General features: G+C 58.1%; 15 protein-coding genes. 10 read left to right on the top strand and 5 right to left on the bottom strand.

The window, feature by feature from the left end; all coding sequences use genetic code 11:
* Positions 1-8 precede the first annotated feature (8 nt).
* The 4 genes from BN3789_RS07190 to BN3789_RS12375 are packed head-to-tail and all read left to right on the top strand — an operon-like array spanning position 9 to position 6,725.
* Entirely contained in the window at positions 9-2,264 is a 2,256-nt protein-coding gene (locus BN3789_RS07190) for a glycoside hydrolase family 113 protein (RefSeq protein WP_187119127.1), read from the top strand.
* Entirely contained in the window at positions 2,261-3,472 is a 1,212-nt protein-coding gene (locus tag BN3789_RS07185; RefSeq protein ID WP_066832146.1) for a HEAT repeat domain-containing protein, read from the top strand. Before BN3789_RS07190 ends, BN3789_RS07185 begins: the two co-directional genes overlap by 4 nt.
* On the top strand, positions 3,469-4,881 hold the full coding sequence (locus BN3789_RS07180; RefSeq protein ID WP_079989171.1) for a glycosyltransferase family 2 protein: 1,413 nt from the start codon (positions 3,469-3,471) through the stop codon (positions 4,879-4,881). The genes BN3789_RS07185 and BN3789_RS07180 overlap by 4 nt, the downstream gene beginning before the upstream one ends.
* Positions 4,882-4,919: 38 nt before the next feature.
* Entirely contained in the window at positions 4,920-6,725 is a 1,806-nt protein-coding gene (locus BN3789_RS12375) for an S-layer homology domain-containing protein (RefSeq protein WP_079989170.1), read from the top strand.
* A gap of 60 nt (positions 6,726-6,785) precedes the next feature.
* Here BN3789_RS12375 and BN3789_RS07170 read toward each other — a convergent pair whose 3' ends face one another.
* Complete coding sequence (locus BN3789_RS07170) at positions 6,786-7,235, bottom strand: hypothetical protein (RefSeq protein ID WP_066832143.1); 450 nt, start codon at positions 7,233-7,235, stop codon at positions 6,786-6,788.
* 384 nt (positions 7,236-7,619) lie between these two features.
* Here BN3789_RS07170 and BN3789_RS07165 point away from each other — a divergent pair, with 384 nt between their 5' ends.
* A complete protein-coding gene (locus tag BN3789_RS07165; RefSeq protein ID WP_066832142.1) occupies positions 7,620-10,148 on the top strand; it encodes a chemotaxis protein CheB in 2,529 nt (842 codons plus the stop codon).
* A gap of 192 nt (positions 10,149-10,340) precedes the next feature.
* Here the strand turns inward: BN3789_RS07165 and BN3789_RS07160 are convergent, their stop codons facing one another.
* The 4 genes from BN3789_RS07160 to BN3789_RS07145 form a co-directional block, all read right to left on the bottom strand.
* Positions 10,341-10,970 (bottom strand): EAL domain-containing protein, encoded by a 630-nt coding sequence (locus BN3789_RS07160; protein WP_079989168.1) that lies wholly within the window; start codon positions 10,968-10,970, stop codon positions 10,341-10,343.
* Positions 10,951-11,952 carry an IS1/IS1595 family N-terminal zinc-binding domain-containing protein gene (locus BN3789_RS07155; RefSeq protein WP_066828416.1) on the bottom strand — a complete coding sequence of 334 codons (1,002 nt, stop codon included), beginning with the start codon at positions 11,950-11,952 and terminating at the stop codon, positions 10,951-10,953. The genes BN3789_RS07160 and BN3789_RS07155 overlap by 20 nt, the downstream gene beginning before the upstream one ends.
* 184 nt (positions 11,953-12,136) lie before the next feature.
* Positions 12,137-14,731: a hypothetical protein gene (locus tag BN3789_RS07150; protein ID WP_066832139.1), complete on the bottom strand. Its 2,595-nt coding sequence runs from the start codon at positions 14,729-14,731 to the stop codon at positions 12,137-12,139.
* A 180-nt stretch (positions 14,732-14,911) separates the two neighbouring features.
* Positions 14,912-17,461 (bottom strand): hybrid sensor histidine kinase/response regulator, encoded by a 2,550-nt coding sequence (locus BN3789_RS07145; protein ID WP_066832137.1) that lies wholly within the window; start codon positions 17,459-17,461, stop codon positions 14,912-14,914.
* Positions 17,462-17,702: 241 nt separating this feature from the next.
* On the opposite strand from BN3789_RS07145, the gene rplS reads away from it, so the two are divergent.
* The 5 genes from rplS to BN3789_RS07120 all read left to right on the top strand — a co-directional run bounded on the left by rplS (position 17,703) and on the right by BN3789_RS07120 (position 22,039).
* Positions 17,703-18,044, top strand: coding sequence for a 50S ribosomal protein L19 (rplS, locus tag BN3789_RS07140; protein ID WP_066832135.1), 342 nt, complete (start codon positions 17,703-17,705; stop codon positions 18,042-18,044).
* A gap of 114 nt (positions 18,045-18,158) precedes the next feature.
* The gene (locus tag BN3789_RS07135; RefSeq protein ID WP_066832130.1) at positions 18,159-18,947 is read left to right on the top strand and encodes a ribonuclease HII; all 789 of its coding nucleotides are present in this window, start codon (positions 18,159-18,161) and stop codon (positions 18,945-18,947) included.
* A gap of 176 nt (positions 18,948-19,123) precedes the next feature.
* Entirely contained in the window at positions 19,124-19,600 is a 477-nt protein-coding gene (locus BN3789_RS07130) for a YraN family protein (RefSeq protein WP_066832128.1), read from the top strand.
* Positions 19,597-21,126 (top strand): YifB family Mg chelatase-like AAA ATPase, encoded by a 1,530-nt coding sequence (locus BN3789_RS07125; RefSeq protein ID WP_066832126.1) that lies wholly within the window; start codon positions 19,597-19,599, stop codon positions 21,124-21,126. Before BN3789_RS07130 ends, BN3789_RS07125 begins: the two co-directional genes overlap by 4 nt.
* Positions 21,110-22,039: a DNA-processing protein DprA gene (locus BN3789_RS07120; protein WP_229254252.1), complete on the top strand. Its 930-nt coding sequence runs from the start codon at positions 21,110-21,112 to the stop codon at positions 22,037-22,039. The genes BN3789_RS07125 and BN3789_RS07120 overlap by 17 nt, the downstream gene beginning before the upstream one ends.
* The last annotated feature ends 28 nt before the right edge of the window (positions 22,040-22,067 follow it).

Here is a 22,067-nt window from a genome sequence, read left to right as displayed (position 1 = left end):
GAGGTGCCGTGAAACGATTTATTATTTCGGTCGCCGTTATGACGGTCGTGGCGATGTTCCTCGCATTCCTGTATTTCGGCACCACTATCGTGATCGATCTCAATCCTAATGCCCCGTTGGAAACATGGTCTCGGACCGAGGATAAAACAATCCAGATAAACACCGGTGACGGCTGGGAAGACTTTGAGATTCGCGGCGTCGATATGGGCATCGGTATCCCGGGTCACTTCGCGACCGATTATGCTATCGATAAGGATACGTATCTCAGGTGGTTCAAGCTCATCAAGGAGATGGGCGCGAATACCGTTCGCGTCTACATTCTCCAGAGTCCATCATTCTATGAGGCCTTGCTGGAATATAACACTGACAACCCTGACCCGCTCTATCTGATTCATGGCGTCTGGATTGACGACTATAACCAGAATTCCCATATGGACGGATTCGATCCCGATTACAAGGACCGCTTCATCTCCGACTGCCGAACCGTCGTAGACGTCATTCATGGACGTCGCTGGGTTGAGCTCGGCCGACTTACGGCATCGGGTATGTTCGTATATGACGTCTCAGAGTGGGTTCTCGGCTATATCATCGGCGTCGAGTGGGAAGCACCGACTGTCGCCTATACCGACAACTCGAACGAGCTCATTGGCTCCTACCATGGCAAATACATCAGCACCACGTCTGATGCGAGCGCGTTCGAGATCATGCTTGCCGAAGTCGGCGACGACATGTTGAACTACGAGGCGGCGCGGTATAAAGAGCAGCGACTGCTTGCTTTCAGCAACTGGGCCACCACGGACCCCTTCGATTACCCTCGCGCCATCGAGGTGTTTTTCGAGAAGTACACGAAGGTCGATGTGGAGAACATCGTTGCTGAAGATGCTCTCGTTTCGGGAATGTTCGCTTCGTACCACATCTATCCCTACTATCCCGATTATCTACAGTATCTGCCGCAGTACGCCAATTATGTTGATAAGTACGGTGACAACAACACGTATCTCGCCTATCTTGAGACTCTTGCCGATTACCACACTATGCCAGTGGTAATCTCGGAGTTCGGAATTCCGAGCGCGCGCGGTTCGGCCCAGGTAGACGCAAACACAAACCGTAATCAGGGAAGCATGAGCGAGTCCGACCAGGGCTTGGCTCTGGTTCGCTGCTACGACGACATTATGACTGCAGGCTGCTCGGGTTGCTGCGTGTTCGCTTGGCAGGATGAATGGTTCAAGCGTACATGGAACACCATGGCGAATGTCGATCTGCTTGAAACGCCGTTCTGGAGCGACTACCAAACGAATGAGCAGTACTTCGGATTGATGTCCTTCGATCCGGGCAACGATCGCAGCAAAAGCTATGTCGATGAGGATAGGGAAGAGTGGACTGAAGACGACATCATCGGTACTTCCGACGGGCGAACCTTGTCGATGAAATACGATGAGAAGTTCATCTACTTCATGGTCGAAGGCTCAGATGTAAACGAGGGCACCAAGCTCTATCTGCCTATCGACACGACACAGAAGAGCGGGTCGAAAACTTCCATTAACCCCCATGTCACCTTTGATAGAGCGGCAGACTTCCTTATCGTTCTCGATGGGAAGAATAACAGCCGTGTCCTTGTCCAAGAGCGATACGAAGTTCTCCGAGCCATGCAGCTTCGTGCGATGACCGGTGAGGACCCATATATCGACATCCCGGCTTCCGATTCATCGAACTTTATGCATATCGATTTGCTGCTCCAGACGTTGACGGACACGTCAGTCATTAAGAACGCCGTTCCGGATGACAAGATTCCTGTCACGGATAAGTACTTCTACAAGTCGTATGAAACCGGAAAGTTGACGTACGGCAACGCTAATCCTGCTAACAAAGATTACAACTCTCTTGCTGATTTTTGTTTCGGAGGCGGTTTCGTCGAGATCAAGATCCCTTGGCAGCTGCTGAACTTCTCGAACCCGTCGGATATGCAGATTCATGATGACTACTACGAGCACTACGGTGTAGAGAACATGTCGCTCGACACCATGTATATCGGTATTGGTGATGGGGATGACACCATCTCGTTGTTCAGCAAGAAGATGGTCGGCTGGGGAGAAACCGTTACCTACCACGAGCGCCTTAAGGAAAGCTATTTCATCATGCAGCAGCTTTGGGCTAACGATGTGAGCCCAGAGGCCCTGCTCGCAGAAAACAGTCCGGAAGTCGCCGCCGCCGAGGAGGCGGCGCGCAAGGCCGCTGCTGAGGCTGTGTCAGGTGATGAATCATGAGTGTTCAGGTAATCATTGGCTTCTACGCTATCATCTGTCTGATGATGATCATCTTCAATCTGTCGTATCTTCAGATTGAAAGCATTCGTAGCTGGTATTTATCTCGGCAGACGATGTATCTCAGTAAAGAGTTGCAGGAGGAGATTGCTCGTAACCTCGATTTTCCAACCGATGAGCATCGCGCCATGCTTCGCAAGAAGCTCAGGCGACTTCCCGGTATGGAGTCGTTCGACTACACGATGGAGCAATTGTATAAAGATTCACCAAAGGCCTCCGAGCATTATCTCAACGGCATATCAACGGTATTCGAGGACCTTGTACCTTATTTCTCGAAAGGAGATCAGCTTCGTAGGGCATATTATGCAGCCATCACGAAGCGCTGGTATCGAGCGCGGCCTTGCAATCCTAAACTTATTGATGCGTTCACCGGTTTCATTACTTCCCATGCGCTGTACACGCGTCAGAATGCTCTTGAGGCGATTGTCGAAATCGGTTCGCCCAGGGACATCTCGCGTGCCGTCCACGTGCTCGACAGCATCGAGTCGGAGCATAGCTCTCGACTTGTCTCCGAGACGCTGCTCATGTACCCCGGCGATCGCGACGACCTCGCGGATGCGCTGCTCTCCGAATTCGATTCGTTCTCACTTCAGATGCGCGTCTGCTTCATCAACTTCCTACGCCTTTCCGACTCCGGGCGAATCGGCCAGGAAGGGGCCCCGGAGGATCGCTATCGCTTTATCAAGAACATCATGGATGACGAAGATGAGGAACTTGATCTTCGTTTGGCATGCGCTCGCTACTTCATGCACAACCCGTGGAACCCCGCACTTGCTACTCTCCTCAGGTTTGCGCGCTCCGATTCTGCTGCCCTTTGGGAGTACGCTGCGGTTGTGGCTCTTGTGCTTGCATCGTATCCATGCCCGAAGACAATCCGCGCTCTCAAGAATTGTCTGCGAAGCCCTGTCTACCATGTTCGATTCAATGCCGCCCAGAGCCTGTATAAGCTCGGTCTGAATCTCGAGACCGACCTGGCGGACGTGCTCAACGGCCCCGACCGATATGCTCGCGACATGCTGCTTTATCGTTGGGAGATGGAAAAGAGGCGCAAAGAATACAATGAGCGCCGCCGTTCCCAGCAGCAGGCTGAGGCGGAATCGTCTGAACCTACCGCGTCGGGAGACGCCGTTTCCATCGGAGGTGCCGCATGAGTCCCGCTGCAGCATTTGTACAAGGCTTTCTTTGGGCAGTCGGCGTATTCTTCGTCATCTATCTCATCGGCTACGCAACCTTCTTGTTCCTATCGGTAACAGTGGGTTCAACCCTGCTCAACCAGCGCAAGCATGAGGCCCGGTACCGCAGCCATATCGCAAAGGACTGCTTTGTCCCTATCAGCATCATCGTACCCGCGCACAACGAGGGCGTTACCGTCGCGAGTTCGGTAACGTCCCTGTTGAAGCTCGATTACTCGCTGTATGAGATCATCGTGGTCGACGATGGATCAACGGATGATACCGCCGAGAAGGTCATCGAGGAGTTCCTCCTCGAACGTATGGAGCGACCGGTCCAGCTCCGCATCAAGACGCAACCCATCAAGAGTATCTGGGTGGGGGAGGCCAACGGCATTCCCATCACGCTTGTCTCCAAGGAGAACGGCGGTAAATCCGATGCATTGAATACCGGTATCAATATCTCCAAGTATCCGTACTTCATCTGCATCGATGCCGATTCGGCGTTGCAGCGCGACTCGTTGCGCGAGATCGTCGCCCCTGTCATCGAGGACGACACCGTGGTCGCCGTTGGCGGCCTTATCCGTCCCGCAAACGGCATCACGCTGAAAGACGGTCGAATCCAGACCTACTCGCTGCCGCACAAGCTCATCCCTGCCATGCAGGTGCTCGAGTACGACCGCTCGTTCCTCTCTGCCCGCATCCTGCTCGATCAGTTCAACGGCAACCTCATCATCTCCGGCGCATTCGGCATGTTCAGGAAGGACATGGTCGTCGCTATCGGTGGCTACGACCCGACGACCGTCGGCGAGGACATGGAGCTCGTCACACGCTTGCATGTGTTCTGCCGCGGCAACGATATCCCGTATCGAATCCGTTATGCCCCCGATGCCATCTGCTGGAGCCAGGCTCCCGAGAACCTCAGCGGTCTTATCCGCCAGCGTAGGCGTTGGCATACCGGTCTATTTGAGGTCATGACGAAGCATGCGCGCCTGTTTGCCAACTTTAAGTTCGGCACCATCGCGACGCTTTCATATACGTACTTCCTTATCTATGAGCTTCTGTCACCGGTAATCGAGCTGTTCGGTATCCTGACGGTCATCATCGCGTTCCTGTTCAATTTCATCAACGTTCCGTTCATGATCGTGTTCTTCATGATCTACGCGGTCTTTGGAGCGGTTATGTCGCTGACGGCGTTCTTCTCACGCGTCCAGACGAGGGACTTGCGTCTGACGGTGCCCGACGTCATCCGCGCTGTCGTCCTGTCGATTTTCGAGGTCACCATCATGCGATTCATTCTTGCGGTCGTCCGCATGCTGGCACTTGTTGGCTATCGTAAACGCAAGAACGTATGGGAACGCGCCGACCGAACCGAGCTGCGCGCTTCGTAATCATTGATACGTAAATATAATATGGAAGGAGAAGAACTATGAAAGAAATCCCAGTTCGTCGCAGGGCGGTGCTTGCCGGAATTGGCTATGCCACTCTAGCTTCAGCACTTCCTAAGCCCGCAATTGCAGTGGACGCATTCTCCCAAAGCGTAAGTGCAACGTGGCAGGATCCCAATAATCTCGTGCTTATCTGGGAATCTCGTTCTGACCATTCTTATGAAATCTATAAAAGTCAATCCGCGAACGGGCCTTTCGATATTATAGGATCTTCCGAGTCGAACTCTTATAGAGACGACGATGCCGATTACCCTGATATCTATTATTACAAGGTTCGTGAGCTTGATTCTCGAGGTCAAAAAAGTAGGGAGACATCTGCTATTAAATCTGGTACGAACGCTCGCAAGGTTTTCCCTGTGGCTGTTCTCATGTACCATAACTTTATCTCCGAACAGGATATTGATAACGGCTGGACGTATGATAAGTACTCATGTCATCCTGAAGATTTCGAAGAGGACTTGAACTACTTTAGAGAACAAGGTTATACGACCATAACTTCTCGAGATTTAATTGACTTCATTTACAAATCTAAGCCGTTACCAGCTAAACCTTTGATTATTTCAATTGATGATGGATCATGGGGTGTGTATACACATTGCTGGCCCTTGCTTACGAAATATCGAATGAAGGCCGATTTTAATCTCATCGGCAAACGCGTTGATGATGGTTGGGATTTTGTCCAATCTGGTGGCGACCGTATCCATGACGATGATCCATATTGTGAGTGGAACGAAATCAAAGAGATGCAGGAAAGTGGCACAATCAATATGTGCTCCCATACCTACGGTCTTCATTACTTTATCGACGGTGGTAGGCACGGTGCAAACATGGTCGAAGGGGAGACTGAAGAGGAATACACTGAAGTAATTAAAGAAGATTATGAGCTTGTTTTGAGGTGTATGGAGGGCTGGACTCACGTTAGGCCCACTACCATGGCTTATCCTTATTCAAGAAGAAGCAGCACAACTGACCGAATTATTCTTGCAAATACAGACTATGAAATCTTGATGGCTGGTGCAGGCGCGAGAAAGACCGAATTGAATTATTTCGTTGACGGGACTTCTCCGGAGTTTCAGCTTCGATTGATGAGTAGGCCTTGTCGACTAGACGGTGTCCCCGCAAAAGAGTATCTTGATCAAGCAATTGTTGAGGATGTATCTAACGGAGTAAACCGGTTGGTAGATACCTTCGCATTAACTGATTCTGAATGCTCGGAAATCGCTCGTTACTACACATCATATGACGATGTCGATCCAGAGTCTTGGTATGCGGGTCCCGTTTACTATGCTTACGTCAACAACATTCTAAGCGGCACAACTCCTGCAACCTTCGAACCGTTCACTCAGGCTTCTAGAGCGATGGCAGCTACGGTTCTGTATCGTTTGGAGGGCAGCCCCGTCGAAAGCTCCGAGGCTTTCATGGTGGATGTTCCGAAGGATGCTTGGTATTACAATCCCTTGAATTGGGCAGCTCAAAATGGTGTTCTTGCCGGTATAGGGGAGGGAATCTTTGAGCCAGAACGTGCGATAACTCGCGAGGAAATGGTTGTAATTCTTTACAGGTATGCAGAGAAGCTTGGTGTTTCCATGGCCTGCTCTTCCAGCAAATTCACTTCGTATCCCGATTATAAAGATACATCCAATTGGGCGGTACAGTCCATGACATGGGCTACGCATGTTGAGCTTCTTACGGGAATGGACTCGGGAGATCTGGCTCCAAGGGCTACTCTCGATAGGGCTCAGCTTGCAACCATGATGATGCGATTCTGTCGGGATATAGCTGCATAGCTATCAGATAGTAGAACCAATCGGGCCCGTACTTCGGGCCCGATTGGTTAATTAGGGGTGCTACTTCGATATGGTCTCAATGACAATCGAATCCGTCTTCTTGTCGTAGATCGGTTTGCCGCCGCGCCTGATGATACGTGAGGTTCGTACATCCTTTTGTGCGGTCTGAACCGAACCGCCTTCGCGAAGAACGACATCAGGACGAGGGTCGACATACTGGTTGTTGGTCTTTGGCTCGTGCTGCGCCTGCTCGATGGCCTGCTTTCGTGCCGCGGCAGATCCGCTGCGGGGTGTGGTGCCCCTATTCGCTTCCCTCTGCGTATCATTGCGCTTCGGATGTTCGCCATTCTGCCCATTTGAATGAGAATCGATAGCGATCAGTTTGCCGTCAATAACGTTCAGACGCCAATCAACCTGTTTAAGTACGAGAAGCACCCAAATAAGAAGGACGCACAATACGATGCAGATAACCAAAAGCACGCCAACGAGCGCCAAAATCCAGGTCTGCAATTAATTCGCCTCCTCTTTACCGATTTCTAATATCAACATGACAGTATAACGGTACCAAAAGCAGAACGAATACATGTGTTCAAACAGGTAGTTAATCTTCGGTTTCGAAGATAATTGATTGATGTGGACATCGTAGAAGACCAATTCCCATGCTCACCGGGACATGAATTGGTTGAACCCCATCACTGCTGCAGCGATAAAGTATGCGAAGCAGGATCAAGAATGGAGCGACCACCCACCGGATATCGGCGAATTGCGGAGGGTTGTTGCTTTATCAACAGGTATAGTGGTAGTAACCGTAAATACGTCATTACGTGTACGAATGCCTGCTTCGACGGTACCGAACTCGCCCGCACACGTCATACAGTCAGAAAGGTCGGGCTCATGGCGCAAGATAAACGGAAACGCAAGGACCGTAACGCCGCCTCGTTCGTTGTGGGAGTCGGTGCATCTGCCGGTGGGGTAGAGGCGCTGCAGGAGCTGTTCCAAGCGCTTCCGCCCAACAGCGGGCTGGGCTTCGTGGTCATCCAGCACCTCTCGCCGGACCACCGCAGCCTTATGGCGGACATCCTGGGCAAGCAGACCGACATGCCGGTTCTGCAGGTCGAGCAGGACACGGAGATCGAGGCGGACACCGTCTACCTCATCCCGCCCAAGAAGAACCTCACCATCGCCGGCGGCCGCCTGCGCCTGTCGGACTATGACCATGCGGTGCTGAACCACCCCATCGACATCTTCTTCGCCTCCCTTGCCGAGGAGTACCGCGAGCGCTCCGTGGCGGTCGTGCTCTCCGGTACCGGCACCGACGGCACGAGCGGCATCCGCGCCGTCAAGGAGAGCGGCGGCCTCACCATCGTCCAGCAGCCCGAGAGCGCCAAGTTCGACGGCATGCCGCGCAGCGCCATCAGCACCGGGCTCGTCGACTGGGTCCTGCCTCCGCGCCAGATCGCCGACGAGATCGTGAACTTCGCCCGCTACCATATCGACCTCATGCCCGAGGACAACCTGGGCGCCTTCAGCGACGAGGAGAGCCTCTCGCGCATCTACCTTGCGCTCAAGCAGGAGGTCGGCATCGACTTCACCTACTACAAGCGCTCCACCATCCTGCGCCGCATCGAGCGCCGCCTCATGGTCACCCACACCTCCTCGCTCGCCGAGTACGCCGATGTGCTGGACGACGACCCGGAGGAGATCTCCACGCTTGCCAAGGAGATCCTGATCGGCGTCACGAGCTTCTTCCGCGACCCCGCCTACTTCGAGGTCCTGAAGAGCCGTGTCATCACGAGCATCGTGCGCAACGCCGGCGAGAACGAGCCCATCCGCGTCTGGAGCGCCGGCTGCTCCACCGGCGAGGAGGCCTACTCGGTGGCTATCCTGTTCCGCGAGGTCATGGACGAGCTCCAGATCAAGCGCGACGTCAAGATCTTCGCCACCGACATAGACGTCAAGGCGATCGAGAAAGCCGGCAAGGGCGTCTTCGGCGAGAGCATCATTGAGGACGTGACGCCCGAGCGCCTTGCGCGCTTCTTCGTGAAGCGCGAGGGGCGCTACCACATCATCAAAGACGTGCGCCAGATGGTCATCTTCGCGCCGCACAACATGCTGTCCGACCCGCCGTTCGGCAAGCTCGACCTCATCTGCTGCCGCAACGTCATGATCTACTTCCAGCCCGTGCTACAGCGCAGCCTGTTCGCCATCTTCCATACCGCGCTCAAGAACGGCGGCTACCTGTTCTTGGGCAAGAGCGAGACGGCCAACGAGTACCCCAACGTCTTCCAGCCCGCCTGCTCGGCCGAGAAGATCTACATCCACAACGGTGCCGGCAAGATCGACAGCCCCACGCCAACGGCCTTCAACATCCCCACGGTCCAGGCGGTGCCCACGCGCCATACCGTGCCCGAGGGCTCGCGCACGGTGGACTACGGGCTCGAGAACATCTACACCAACTACCTTGAGCGCTTCCTGCCCGCGTCGGTGATCATCAACGAGAACAACGACGTCATCCACTTCTTCGGCAACTACCTCGACTTCGTGAGCATCGCCCCGGGCAAGGCCACGTTCAACCTGTTCACGATCGTGAACCGCGACCTGAGCCTCGCGGCCTCCACGGCGCTGTCGCGCTGCCGCACGGAGCACGAGGCGGTCACCTACGAGGGCATCCGCGTGGACTGCCCCTTGGGACCGAAGGTCATCGACCTTATTGCGCAGCCCATTCCCATGCCGGGCAACCTCGACGCGGACCTCACGGCCATGCTGTTCGTCGAGCAGCGTGAGGACACCATGGGACAGACGGGTATCGTCGAGAAGTACGACATCGAGGCCACTGCGGCCCGCCGCATCGCCGATCTTGAGAGCGAGCTGCGCGAATCGCAAAGCGACCTGCAGTCCACCATCGGTGAGCTCGAGACGGTCAATGAGGAGCTTCAGGCGGCAAACGAGGAGCTGCTCACCGCAAACGAAGAGCTGCAGAGCTCGAATGAAGAGCTGCAGTCGGTCAACGAGGAGCTCTACACGGTCAATTCCGAGTACCAGCAAAAAGTCGACGAGCTCACCATGACGACGAACGACCTTTCGAACTTCCTGTCCTCGACGATGATCGGCATCCTGTTCATCGACGAGAACTTCAACATTCGAAAGTTCACCGAGTACGTTGGTCGTGAATTCCAGTTGATGGATCACGATGTGGGCAGGCCCATACAGATCTTCGCCCATAGCTTCCCCGATGAGGACATCGTGGGAGACGCGGAAACCGTTCTCAAGAACCTCACGCCGATCGACCGCGAGATCACAGCGATGAACGGCCGTCACTACACGTTGCGCATCGCGCCCTACCGCACGACGGACAACACCATCAAGGGACTGGTCATCACCATCATCGACAGCCTCGGTAGCGAAGCGCGAGCGCACGCATAGCAGCAAAGGCCCGGGAAGTATATGCATCCCGGGCCTATTCATTTAGCACAGTTGAGCATGGACGCATCCGATCCATGTCCCACGCTCTCTAGTGGAGGCTCCGGCCCCGAGAATTGCCGAAAAATCACCTTCCGAGCCTCCACTGCAAAGCAGGACTTCAATGACGGCGCCGCACGTACGGGACAGCGACCCTTACACTTCGAAATACTTCCGCTCAAATAGTTCGACAGGCATCGGGCGATCGTAGTAGAAGCCCTGGCAGATGTTGCAGCCCTCTTCGACCAACGCTCGCGCTTGGTCAATCGACTCGATGCCTTCCGCTATGCAGCACATGTTTTGGCTCTTGCAGATATCCGCGATGTTTCGAACGAGCAAGCGGCTCACCTCGTTGCCCGGCAGGTCGCCGATGAGGCTGCGATCGAGCTTGATCGTGTCGAAATGCACGTTTGCGAGCACCGATGCGTTTGAGTAATGCGACCCGAAATCGTCGAGAGCGACGCGCAGACCTAGAGAACGGTATCGCTCGACAACCTCAGAGAGCGTATGGTTGCCCAGGTCGATCGCGGCCTCGGTGATCTCCATTTCAACCTTGTCGACGGGTATCTCCGGATACCTGCTTAGAATCGCAAGCACCGACGCCAACGCCGTGGAGCCAAGCAGCGTGTTGCGCGAAAAGTTGCTCGAGATGGGCACAATGGTAATGCCCCGGCTTTTCCAAGAGTTCATGGTGGCAAGCATCGCATCAAACACGAAGCAATGCTCTTTTGCACAGTGTGGATAGATTTGACTCCATATATGCCGCCTAGCTGCGGCCTCCTCCATAGAAGTCCCGGTACCTCAGCGTACCGGGGCACTCCATGGCGCGACCGAGCACCATCGCGGCCTTCTCCATGGCGCCTGACGGCGGGTTGGCGATGACGCTGAACAGGTCGAGCCATCCCTTCAGGTCGGCGCGGTCGAAGCCCTTGTGGGCGTCCAGGAACGACTTCAGCAGGAAGTGCAGCCGGTTCACGTCCGCCAGCGGGTTCTCCCGGTCGGGCAGGCTCTTCAGCCGCCTCGAGTCGTACTCGACGCTGGCGAGCCCGAGCTCGCGGACCAGGGCGCGGTGGGACTTCTCCTTGTCGTGCAGGAGCGTCGAGCCCCGCGCGACGTGGCCCGAGTAGGCCGCGAGCGCCCTCCGCGCGCTCGGCTTGCCCCGTCCGCACGGCTCGAAGGCGGACCGGCCCCGGCCGTCGGTCGCGACCGCGATGCACAGCTTGTTGCGCGACAGGCCCCGCTTGAGGGAGCCGTCGGCGTTGCGCTCGGCCTCCGCCGCGGGGACCGGGTAGTACGTCTCGTCAATCTGGACGCGCCCGGAGAGGACGGTGCCGTCCTGGATCCCGTCGAGCACGAGGAAGAGCTTGGCGAGCCACCAGGGCGGGGTGGTCGGCGACCTGCGGTTCGAGCGGGCTATCTCGCGGACGCTGTCGAAGGAGAGCAGCTGGATGACGAACTCGCACCAATCCGAGACCGGCACCTTGCGCCCCTCGAAGATGGTCCCCGTGGCGGGCGTGAACGTCCTGCCGCAGGACCGGCAGGCCCAGCGCCTGACGCCGCGCGAGTCGAAACCGTCGCGCACGATGTCGGGCGACGCGCACCGCGGGCAGGATGCCCGCTCGTACCCGTTGAGGAACTCCGCGTCCCCGGCGGTCGGGGCGTGCCTGGCGGCGTAGGCCTCGCGGTGGGCCCGGGCGACGAGCGCCTGGGCGGGCGTGACGTCCGATTCGGGGACGCCGTCCCACGGCGTCGCGGACGCCGAGGGCATCTTCTTCCTTGCGCGCATGGTGGTGGTCCGATCCCGTCCCGCGGGATGCCGCGCGATCCGGACCACCACGTCGCGAGAGCGCGGCACCCCGCGGGACGCTCTCGCGGGCGTGCTATGTCATCTCGGATTATACGACCGAGGCAGTCGGGACGGCGAATCTATCCACACTGTGCAAAAGATCATTTTACACGAAGTAATCGAGCTCGCTTATCGTTCCGTCTTCCTCTAGTCGACGAATATCGCTCGCCGGGGCATTGACCACACCGTCGCTGCCGATAGACCTGGCAAGCGCCTCTGCGCCAACAAGGGCTCCGGTGCGCATATCAATTTTCGGCTGCAGATAGATGGTATATCCGCCTTGAAGTGGACGGGGCGAAGTGAAGGGCAAGGGGAATGACGTCTGCTCGGTATCGTTCGCCCCATGATCGTTTCGATGTCCTATCCTCACCTTGTGGGAGTTGTCCCGTTTTGCGACAGCGCGCGCTTCCGAGAGGATTCCGTAGACGTCGCGCGAGTTATCCGACCACGAGCTTCCCAGTGAGAACCAGTCCGGATGCAGGCTGTGCAAGGCGAGCCGCGCTTGGCCGCATCGTTGGATAAAGCTGTTATAAGGTTGGTTGGGGGAGAGCGCGACGAACTCGATATCGCTTGTATGGAAGACAAGCTCCTCTCCAAACAGTGAGGTGAGCAGCATGCGGACTTTGATATACAGATCGAATACGCCCTTGAATCCAATTTCGTTCGATACATCCTGTAAATCCGCGAGGGTAACGACAAGCATGCCTGCGGAGCCCCAAGGGTTGCGATTGGATCGAGCAAGCATCATCTCGAGATCGCGGTCATCGTGCAAGGAGAAATCAGACGCAAGAACCATCGGGTCTTTCGATCGAGACGCCCGCGTCAACCTGATCCATTCATGCAAAATGCGGCCGCCGAGACAGGAAGCGAGCGACCAGGAATTGAGATGGTCTGAAGGGCCATCGATGCACAGCGCCATCGCGCAGGCTGCGGCATGGGAGATGGGGATGATGGAGAACCTCCATGGATCTTGATTCTCGGAGCCATCAGGGTGAGAGGCCGAGTGCCTGTGCGATACGAATACGGGTCTGTCGGAACCCACATTCGCTAAAATGAACGGAAAGCGCGAGGCAGGCGTTTTAGAGAACAGGCTTTGGATGCTCATGATTGAAGGCGCCGTCCACTCGTAGAGCACCGTCATGGTCTCGTCATCCTTGGGCATCATGAGCACATAGGCTCTGCGGGCCCGGTAATACAACCCCGCGGCCCTCAGTGCAACGTAGACTGCCTGCGAGGGAGCCTCAGCATCCTGCATGGCGCGCAGCGTCTCCGCGTAGGCGACAAGCTCCTCGCGGCTCAGCGAGTCGATATCGGGAATATCGGACATGTCCGCTCGCACCGTTTGCTGCACCATGGTCAGGTCGCGCAGCGCTAACGGGTCATCGACGACATCCCCATCTTCACTAGCTGATTCAGCCGTGTGCTTCAACGCCATTTCGTATGCATTGAGTGTTGCGACGTTGAAATCGAAGGTGCGTAGGAAACCGAAAACCGTCGATGCGATCAGCCGTACTGACGCGAGCGCCTCTGAAGAGGTGGCATCTGCATCACGGAAGCTGTCCCGCACCGCCTTGAACACGCCTGTCAGTCGACGTTTGACCGCCGAAGAGGACGGAATCTTGGGAAAGAAGATACCGATCGTGGTCTCGTTGTACAAATACGCGATGCAATCGGTGTTCATAAAGACGCCGATTGCCGTTATGAGATCCGCCCGCAGGTTCTCTGAAATACCGCTGGCTCCATCCAGCACAATTGCGCAAATGGCACACACATCATTTTGCGACTCGTCGCCCATCAACGAATTGATGAGCAGCTTGGCATAGCCCTGCGAGTACAGCTGCGTTTCCCGATCTCGAACAGCGGAAATCTCGGATTTGGCCTCCCAGTTCGAACGCGAATCGCATGCGTTCACATAGATCGACGCGATAAGGTCATCGCCCTGTTCTGGCATGCTGACGCATACGGCAATGCGCGCGTTCATTATGGTGCTGCCGGCGCCTACCATGCGATAGCGTGCGACCGACCAGCGTCTTCCTGCCTGGTACCGCTCAACAAGACGGCAGGGATCCAACAACTCACGATACGATGTCTGATCATTCGAAGAGAAGAGCGTGGCGGCACCCATTTCAATCGCGTTGGCATAAGGAATCTCGCGAAGCAAGTGCACCCGACGCTCGTCGCGACGCAACAATAATCGCATTCTGCCACGCGAGATGTTCGCTTGACCAAAACGCATGAGGTAAGGGTACAGCGCTTCGGGAAATGTTCCCTTTACGGGAAAACGATCCTCAAATGCCGAACGGGGCGCCGAGCGCATGCCAACCGCATAGTCGACAGTGCCATCCTCAGATACATGAAGCTGATAGGAGAGGGAACACCACGCGAAATCCCCCGTCGACGGCTGCTTCAAGCGAACGGATACGATTTCACGCTCACGCCCTTGATCGATGGCCCGGAAAAGGGAGTTCACGTCCTCGATGGAATCAGGGTGGACATGGCCACCATCAATGCACGAAGCAGGGGCATCTTCAAAAACAGAATGGATGCTTTCTCCCTGCTCGTTGAACCCATACACGTCTAGATGCTTATCGGAAGGCGTGTAGACCCACAGCTCGCTATCGGTCCTCATCAAGGCCATCTCGAGCCATGAACGCAGGATTTCGGGATTCTCGAGATTGATGTGTTGGTTCATCCCTGCCAACAGTATGCACCTCCGAGATCAGAACCGGATTCATCCGGCGCATGTTGGCAGCTGGAACACGCTGGAAATATGCGCATATACCATTTTACTCGCTCTGCCTGTTCCCGAAATGGTGCATTTCGGATGGGTCGGTTCTTTCACGAACGCAAGACAGGGCGGAAGGTAAAGTGACCTCATCGTTTATTGCCACACCTCCTCGAGCGCATGCGCGAGCGCGGCAGCGTCAATCGGCTTCGTCACGTAACCGTCCATCCCCGCGCCGCGCGCCTCAGCGGCATCCTCCGCGAACGCGTTCGCGGTCACCGCGATGATGGGAATCGATTTCGCATCGGGACGTTCGAGTGCGCGGATCGCTCGCGTGGCGGCCACTCCATCCATCACGGGCATCTTCATGTCCATGAGGATCGCGTCGAATGCGCCGGCATCGGCTTCGCGGAACGCTTCGAGAGCGAGCTTGCCGTTGTCGACGCAGGTGACGTCGATCTCGAGTGCTCCGAGCAAGGCCTCGGCGATCATCTGGTTCGTCAGGTTGTCCTCAGCGACCAGCACGCGCCTGCCCGCAAACGACACGGCGTCCTCGTCTGCCGCCTTGCCGCGCTCCGTCGACTCATCGGGGGCCTTCTTCTCGGGAGACGATGCGATCTCGAGCGGAATCGTCACGGTAAACACGCTGCCCTCGCCGACTTTGCTTGAGACGGCGATGTCGCCGCCCATCTGCTGGACGAGGTTCTTGACGATCGGCATGCCCAATCCGGTGCCCACCACGCCGCGCGGCGCGAACATAGTCTCACGCGCAAACGGGTCGAAGATGCGTCCCAGGAACTCCTCGGTCATACCGATCCCGGTGTCCGCAACTTCAATCTGGAACAGCCGCGCCTTGCGCGAATCGTCCTCGCGCGCGTCGGGCTCGCTCAGGGTCACATCGACGCGAGCCCCTTCCAGGCTGTACTTCAAGGCATTCGATATGAGGTTGTTGAGTACCTGCCCCAGTCGCTTCGAATCGGCGCGCACCCAACGGGACTGCCAGGCAGAATGGAGCTCTATGACTTTATTGCCCTGCTCGGCTTGAGGTCGAGCGAGCTCGACCGACGTCCGCGCGCATTCCACCAAGTCGACCGTCGCCAGATCGAGCGTGCTCTGCTCGGCGTTTTGGATGTGGGAGATGTCGAGGATGTCGTTCACGAGCGTCACGAGCTGGTTGCCAGCCTCTTCGAGCAGTGCAAGGCAGCGCATCGTCTGCTCGCGATCATCCGGGTTTCTCCGAATCATCTGCGTGAGGTTCACGATGGCGTTGAGCGGGGTGCGCATGTCATGCGAGATGTTGCTGAAGAACCGTTGCTGCCTGCTCGTCGCCTGACGCGCCGTCTCCAACGCGCTTTCGAGGAGCTTCTGGCGCTGCATCTCTTCGCGCATGGCGTTGTCCACAGCACGGAAGCAGATGATGGCCTCGCCGTTGGAGATCTCCGCGTTCGTGATGCTCGCGACGCTCACCCAGCGATACTCGTCGCCGAATCGCCTGAGGTAGCGGCCCCCGAACTCGGTAACGCCCTCCTGCTCGCGACGCTGGATGTTCTCGCACGAGAAGCTCTCGGCGAACCGCTCGAAGGTCTCCTCCTGTACCACCTTGCGCATCTCATCCATGAAATGAGCATAGGTTCCGGACTTTCCCATGGCGGCCGCCGTATCAGGTGAGGCCTTGACGGTCGTATAGGTCTGATCGAGGTAGTTGATGCGGTAGATGCCGAAATACGTGTTGCCGAGGATGCGGATGATGTCCTCGGACTCGTGCATGGCTCGCGAGCTCTTGCGCTCGCGCAGCACCGTGTAGATCACGACCCCGAGCAGCAGCGCGCACAGCGCGATGAGGGCGAAGAACCCCGGCGTGATCCCGTTCATGAGAAGCGACATCGTGGGTATCGTGACCACGGAGAGCCAGCCCGGATCGAGCTCCGTGAAAAAGACGCTCAGGTTCGTGCCGTCCGGCCCGGCGATGGACGCGTCGCTTTGATCGAGGACTCCGGTGTCGATCTCCTCCCTCAGACGATCGAGAAACTCGGACGATTCGGAGGATTCCGTGCTCAGCAACCCGCTGCTCACGACAAGCTCTCCGTTTCGGTCGAACAGGGCGTAGCCCATGCCGCTGTCAGCCGCCTTTTGCGCGGCAACGGCTCCCAACTCGTCGAGCTGGATATCGAATGCCAGAACATTGCCCGAACCGCTCAGGGCGATAGAGAGCGTGATGATGCTTCCGCCCGTGATCGTATCCGTATAGGCATCCGTCGCATATACCGCGCCATGCGCGTTCAAGGCACCTTGATACCAAGAGGCCTGGCTGTAATCAAAGTCCTCGTCGCCTTCCCATGGATTCGCGGCGATGATGGTGCCGTCGATGACCGCGTAGGGGTCGGCCATCTCCGAATCCATCGTGGAAGCCATGCCGCTGTTGAACCCTTCAAGCCATCGCTGCATCCGAGCGCCGTCGGCGCCGTCACTGATCAACTCGTCCATTCGGCTCGCGCTGTAGCTCAAGAACTGCTCAAACGAGCTCAGGCGCGTCTGAGCCAGCTGCGCATAGCTGGTCGCCAGGCGCGTCGCAAGCTCTTTTGCGTTCTCGAGCATCTGGGTGCGGACAAGCACCGATCCCCACACGATCGCCGCAACCAGAGCGATCCCCAAGAGGACGACCGAACCGATGCGGATGCTGCGGACCCGCGTCTTCTGCTGTGCCATGGTTCCTCCAGTCGGAGCGCTCATCAAGTCATTCATGTACAGTATGGCCTACATTCGTGCGAGCGTAAGCGAGATGTCTGCGACTTTCCGCGGCAAACCGACGCGCCGGGGCGTCTCGTCACCATCGAAGCCCCACATAATTTGTGTTGCGTTCACCACATGCTTGCGTATAATAATTTCGTTTGTTCAACCCATGTGTCGTCACTCAGCGGCACCTCTGGTAAGAGTAAGGATCGAGAAGATGGATTACATCCGCGCAATTGAGCGTCAGGACATCCGCGAGGACATCCCGCAGGTCCGCGTTGGCGACAACGTCAAGGTTCACTATCGCATCAAGGAAGGCGACCGCGAGCGTATCCAGGTCTTCCAGGGCGACGTCATCCGCATGAGCGGTGGCTCCTCCCGTGAGACCTTCACCGTCCGCAAGATCTCCTTCGGCATCGGTGTCGAGCGTACCTTCCCCTTGCACAGCCCCAAGATCGCCAAGCTTGAGGTCGTCCGTCACGGTCGCGTCCGTCGTGCCAAGCTGTACTACCTCCGCGACAAGGTCGGCAAGGCTGCTCGCATCCCCGAGAAGCGCTAAGGATTTTTCAATCCGGCATCTCACAGGGCCATCCTTCGGGGTGGCCCTCTTTTTTAGCGACGTTTTGGCGGGGCTGGGACAGTACAATGGGGCTGCCGATCGAAGGGAACTGGCATGGCAAATATGACGAGCTCGCTTCCCGCGACCAAGATCGCGGCAGAGCTGACAAGCGCATCGATCGAAGAGATTCCCTCCTTGCTCGACCGCTATCGAGACGACCCGCGCTCCCAAGTTCAAAAGGCGTGCGAGCGCGCGGCGAGACGCCGGGAGAAAGTGCTCGCTGAGCGGCAGCGCGTCATCGACATGTACCGCACCATGCGCGACCTCGGTGGGGAGGGCGTCATCATGGGGGTCGACGAGGTCGGAAGGGGCTCAGTTGCAGGGCCGCTTACCGTGTGCGCCGTCTGCCTGCCGGCAGATCCGGTCATCTGGGGCCTCAACGACTCAAAGCAGCTGTCTCCGGCAAAGCGCGAGCTGCTTGCCGCCCGTATCGCAGAGGTCGCGACGGCCATCGGCATCTGTCATATCCCACCCGCGGAGATCGACGAGCTCGGGATGGCGCGCTGCCTGCGGCGCGCGGTGGCGGGGGCGGTTGAAGATACGGGAGTGACGCCCGACTGCGTCCTCATGGATGGAAACCCGCTCGGTGCCGTACCTAACGAGCGCGATGTCGTGCACGGGGACGCCACCGTCGCCTGCATCGCCGCCGCATCGATCGTGGCAAAGGTCACCCGTGACGAGATGATGGTCGAGCTCGACGGCGAATACCCCGGCTACCATCTTGCCCAGTCAAAAGGGTACGCCTCGCCTGAACATATCGCCGCCATCAAGGAACATGGGCTCAGCCCCATCCATCGCGTCAGCTTCTGCGGAAACTTTCTCGAGACCGCGCGGCTCTTCTAGAAGGCTGCGTGAAGCCCAGCAACTGAATATGAGACCTCAAGCGCGCTGCGACCTCGATCGTTGGCCGTCTGTACGATGCGGATAGGGTTTCGCCGGTTCGCTCGTCAACGTCAACAGGACGGCGGGCGCGCCCCCATCTCCATACTCCTTTCACCTCTTGATAGAAAGGAGCAGCCATGGGCAAACGAAAGCATCGGATCCAGAACAGATTCAAGACGCACGAGGAGTTCATCAACGCGTGCGCCGAAGATCCCGAGATGATCGACACGTTCACCGCGAAGGAGCTCGGCTATCTAGGAGAAGCCCTTGCCTGCTCCTATCTAGAGGCCCAGGGGTACGATGCGATGTGCCAGGGCTACCGTTGTCCGGAAGGCGAAGCGGACCTCGTCATGTTCGACCCGGATAGCGAGGAGGTGGTGCTCGTCGAGGTGAAAACCAGGAGAAACCACACCGACGACGACTGCCTGTACCCCGAGCTCGCGGTCGACGAGCGCAAACAGCGCCGCTACGAGCGCATCGCTGCACGCTACCAGATGGAAAATTTCCCCGTGTTCGCGCTGCGCTTCGACGTGATAGCGGTCACGCTTCGCCCCGGGTTCCTCGCGGAGATCGAGCATCTGGTCTCCGCATTTGAATGGGATTGCCAGCAATGAGCGGCTCGGGCGTCTACGCGGTGCATGCGGCCTGCATACGCGGCGTCGAGGCGTACCCGGTGACCGTCGAGGTCTCCATGGCCGAAGGGATGCCGGGCATCTCGCTCGTCGGCATGGCCGACTCGGGCGTTCTCGAGGCCCGCGGACGCATCCGGTGCGCGCTTCGTGCCGCGGGCTTCGAGATTCCCCGGAAGAGCATCACTGTGAATCTCGCGCCGGGAGATATGCGCAAGAGCGGGTCCGGTTTCGATCTTCCCATCGCCGTGGCGATTCTCGCGGCGTCCCACCAGATTCCCGAAGTCGGGCTGGACGACACGCTGCTCGTTGGAGAGCTCGCGCTTGACGGCTCGGTATGCTCGGTGCGCGGGGAGGTCGCCTATCAGCTGCTCGCCCGCGCGTCCGGCTTGGCGCTCGTGACCGCGATCAATGAGCAGCACGTTCCGCTCGATTCCGTCGACCATTTCACGCTTTCGCACATCGGGTCGCTACGTATCGGCGTTCGAGAAGCCGTCCAGAGACATCCGCACAGCATGCCGGGCATCGAGCATCCCGGAGCGCAGCCCGATTTTTCCGATGTCGTGGGACAGGAAGTCGCGAAACGCGGTATGGCGATAGCGGCCGCAGGCGAGCTCGGCCTGCTCATGGTCGGCAGCCCGGGAGCAGGAAAGACCATGCTCGCGCGACGGATGACAAGCATCCTGCCGCCCATCGAGGAGCAGGAGAAGCAGGAGGCGCTCTGCATCCACTCCGTCATGGGGGAGGCGGTCGATGGCCTCCTCAGGGGAGTCCGCCCGTTCAGGAGCCCTCATCACAGCATCTCTGCGGCGGGCCTCATCGGGGGCGGCAGGCCCGTGCACCCCGGGGAGATCAGCCTTGCCCACGGAGGCGTCCTGTTCCTGGACGAGCTCGCAGAGTTCTCGACGGGCGTCCTGCAGACCTTACGCCAGCCGATAGAGGCGGGTGTCGTGCGGCTGGTGCGCGCGGAGGGAGCATACTCCTTCCCATCGCGGTTCCAGCTGCTGGCGGCCAGCAACCCCTGCCCGTGCGGATACCTCGGTGACCGGGAGATCGACTGCGCCTGCACGCCACATGCCATCGAGCGATACCTCTCGAAGCTCTCGGGCCCCCTGGCGGACCGTATCGACCTATGCATCGACGTCATGCGTCCGGATCCGGAGCTGGTCGTGAAGGGGGCAGAGGGTATGTCGTCTGCCGACCTTCGCAAAATCGTCGAGCGCGGACGAGCGTTCAGGACCTGGCGTGAAGACCATGAGGGGAAACCGGAGGACCTCGGACGGAGCAAACGGCCGCTTGACGGCGCGGTCGCCGCCTACCGCCTGGACGGCGGAGGAGAGACGGCGCTCATCCAGATCGCGCGTGCCGCCCATCTCACGGGACGAGGCATCGTGCGCCTGAGCAAAATCGCCCGAACGATCGCTGACATCGAGGAGTCCGAGGACGTCAGGCAGACGCATGTCCTCGAGGCATCGATGTTCAGAGGAAGGACCGGTGACGAAGTTGCCTGACACGCGCTATGAGCTCCATCCATCGGATACGCGCTATCCGAAAAGCCTGCTCGACCTGTCGCAGCCTCCCGAGACGCTCTATGTCCGGGGAAACCTCGACGTCCTGGAGGACCCGGGCCTCGCGGTCATCGGGTCGCGCAAGCCGACGCCCTACGGCATCGCCGTCGCCGAGATGGCGGCAACCGTGGCGGCGCAATCCGGCATCACGGTCGTCTCGGGCGGCGCGCGGGGATGCGACCAGGCGGCGGGAAAGGCCGCCCTCGCTGAAAGAGGACGTCACGTCATCGTCCTCGGAACAGGGGCGGACGTCACCTATCCGCCATCGTCTGCCCGCCTGATCGAGCGGACCCTCGAGACCGGGGGCGCCGTCGTCTCGATCGAGCGATGGGGGACGCAGCCGCGCCCCTACGCGTTCCCCAAGCGGAACGCCATCATCGCCGCACTCGCGCGCGCCGTCTTCGTCGCCGAGGCCGGCATGCCGTCGGGCACCTTCTCGACAGCCGATGCGGCCAACAAGCTCGGCAGAGAGATCCTTTCCGTGCCCGGTTCGATCCTGTCGCCCGAATCGCGCGGATCCAACTACCTCATTTCCGTCGGGGCGACCATCATCGTCGATGAGGAGTCTCTCGAGGTCGCCGTCTCGCGGATCTTCGAAACCCTGAGGTTCTCGCGCATCGGCCCCGCGGAGGAGTCGGGGATGTCGGAGACGGAGCGTCGAATACTGGATGCCCTGGTGGCAAACCCCATGCGGATCGACGAGATCGCGGCGATGCTCGGCGTCGATGCCGTCAGCTGCCTGAACGTCTTGAGCGGGCTTCAGATGACAGGAAGGATCGAGCGCATCATCGATGGGAGATTCGCGCCCACAAAACGCGCACTTCACGCTCGAGGTGCCATCATGCACAATAGGTAGAACCCGCGCCCGCGCAAGCGGGCGCCAT

Source organism: Collinsella ihumii, from assembly GCF_900046475.1.
Classification (GTDB): Bacteria; Actinomycetota; Coriobacteriia; order Coriobacteriales; family Coriobacteriaceae; genus Collinsella; species Collinsella ihumii.
Note: the sequence above shows the minus strand (reverse complement) of the source record. Positions and strands in the feature narration are given on the sequence as shown.